Origin of the sequence: Pseudoalteromonas sp. S2755, from assembly GCF_005886535.1 — a bacterium.
In the GTDB taxonomy this organism is placed as follows: Bacteria; Pseudomonadota; Gammaproteobacteria; order Enterobacterales; family Alteromonadaceae; genus Pseudoalteromonas.
This window is the reverse complement of record NZ_PNDS01000232.1, coordinates 1-2,114: the sequence shown is the minus strand read 5'-3', so window position 1 is coordinate 2,114 and position 2,114 is coordinate 1. Positions and strand designations below refer to the sequence as shown.

At 43.0% G+C, this 2,114-nt stretch carries 2 protein-coding genes and 1 pseudogene; all 3 read left to right on the top strand.

The window, feature by feature from the left end; translation table 11 throughout:
* Window positions 1-182: 182 nt before the first annotated feature.
* Complete coding sequence (locus CWC03_RS22990) at window positions 183-698, top strand: P-loop NTPase family protein (RefSeq protein WP_138583814.1); 516 nt, start codon at window positions 183-185, stop codon at window positions 696-698.
* A gap of 247 nt (window positions 699-945) precedes the next feature.
* A complete protein-coding gene (locus CWC03_RS22985) occupies window positions 946-1,266 on the top strand; it encodes a DMT family transporter (RefSeq protein WP_017216036.1) in 321 nt (106 codons plus the stop codon).
* A 64-nt stretch (window positions 1,267-1,330) separates the two neighbouring features.
* Window positions 1,331-2,114, top strand: a pseudogene (locus tag CWC03_RS22980) (hypothetical protein); the annotation flags it as partial.

The following is a 2,114-nucleotide window of genomic DNA, read 5'->3' as shown; positions in this document are numbered from 1 at the left end:
GAAAGATAAACAGGCCCTAATCATTACGTGAAAGTATCGGTATGAATATAAAACTATTTCTCACAAGTGCACGAATTATTACCATTCCTTAGGAGTGGTGGTTTTGTGTGCTTTTTAATGAACCCACCAAAGTAAGGTGGGTTTTTTGTATCTGCCTTGTGGGGCCACAGCAAGGAGGTTACATGAAGAAAATAGCAGTTTTTGGTAAACCGGGAAGCGGCAAGTCTTCGGTGAGTAAAGGACTGGCCGCGGCAATACGCATCCCGTTATATCTATTAGACTCGATGCTCTACCAAGCAAATGGCGAGTTTGTTGACGGAGCCGCTTTTGATAAAGCACATCAAAACATATTGAATACTGATGCGTGGATCATTGACGGCTTTGGTCCGTTAGATGCGTTTAAACAGCGCCTAGATGCAGCCGATACCTTAGTCTACATAGACTTACCATATCGAGTGAGTTATTGGTTTGTGATAAAACGTCTTTTAAAAAGCATGATCACTAAGCCTGAAGGCTGGCCAGATGGTAGCTCAGTGTTTAAAGGGACGATTGCCAGTATTAAAACGTTAAGGCGCTGCCCGCAATTTTGGAATGAAAAATTCTTATCGCAGTTAGAGCAAAGCACGCAAACCAAAACACTCTATGTGATTAAGTCGGTTGCGGCGCTTGATAGCTTTGTACGCCAACATGCGAAGTGATATCACCTAAGGGCAAACGTGAGTAATGTATTGATTTGATTTGTAGCCTTTAGTGTTACGTCTTTAGAGCTGGACACGATGAATAATAAAACTTGTAGCAGTCTTACCCTTATAATTTTAATTGAGTCTTAGTTTGTCTGCCGTGAAGCTTGAATTAGCTTCACGGGCGTGCTAATTTGCTCTCGCTCTGGTGGACGACCTCCAGAGCTTTTTTTACTGGCGGGGACGACCCCATTTTGGAGTTGTCATGAGCTGGTTGCTACTTGTTTTTGCAGGTTTATTGGAAGTCGTTTGGGCTATTGGTTTGAAATTTACCAACGGTTTTACGAAGCCTGTTCCCTCAATTATTACTTTAGTGGCGATGGCCGCAAGTTTCTACTTTCTCAGTGTTGCACTACGAACTTTACCGCTTAGCGTTGCTTATTCTGTCTGGGTTGGCATTGGTATGCTAGGGTCGATTATTGTTGGCTTTGTCTATTTTAAAGAGCCGTTGTCATCACTTAAGCTACTCAGTTTGCTGTTGATAGTGATTGGGATTATTGGTCTGAAATTATCCTCTCAGGGTTAAATTACAGCTATAGTTAATCGGAGCTTAGGTTAGATAATTCCACTTCAGATGAAAAGGAAATTCGATGACGATTGAACTGAATATGGCGGGCTTACAAACGCTTGTCGAGACTACCCTCACACCACTTAAAGACTATCATGGTGATTTGTTACCTTGGCGCGGGGAAATAGTAGAAAGTCATAGCTTCGCATTGGAGGGGATAACCGCAAGTGTTACTGGAGACACTAAGATAGAGCTTATCAACGCGAGCACAGTCATCGATGAAGACGGTATTATTGGTGAGCAAAAAGAGGTAAATGCAGATCTCGAACCTACTACAACACTTACCTATAGTGATGAGGTGTGCTGGATAAAATACAGTACACACATTGACTTTGATCTCACCGATGCCTCCAAAGCGGAGCTGCTTGGTATCAATACAGATGGGCAGGCACAATGTAAACTAGCAGCCTACCTTTGCCATCAACCACAGGAAGCTGTGGGGCTTGCCTTAGGCCGAGACCTTGCAACTATGCCGGTTATTTTCGATGTTGAGGATGTTAAGTCACTTGCACCTAACAATGCATTAATGATGGAAACGGCAGGGGCGTTAACGGTGAGCGCCAATTTTAGGTGGTCAGATATAATCGCCCAAAATCTCGATATGTTTAGCCGCTGGTTGGATCAAGGAGAATTACTTGATATTAACCTTGATTCGGCTTTAAATGCGGACCTTAATATCGAGATCCGTGGTGGCTTTCGTGTTGTCTTTTCTAAACGCTTGGATAAACCACACCATACTTTCCTCGCAATTAAAAAATCAACATTGTCGAATACCGCTTTAACAATCACTGGGGGAGTGAACGCCA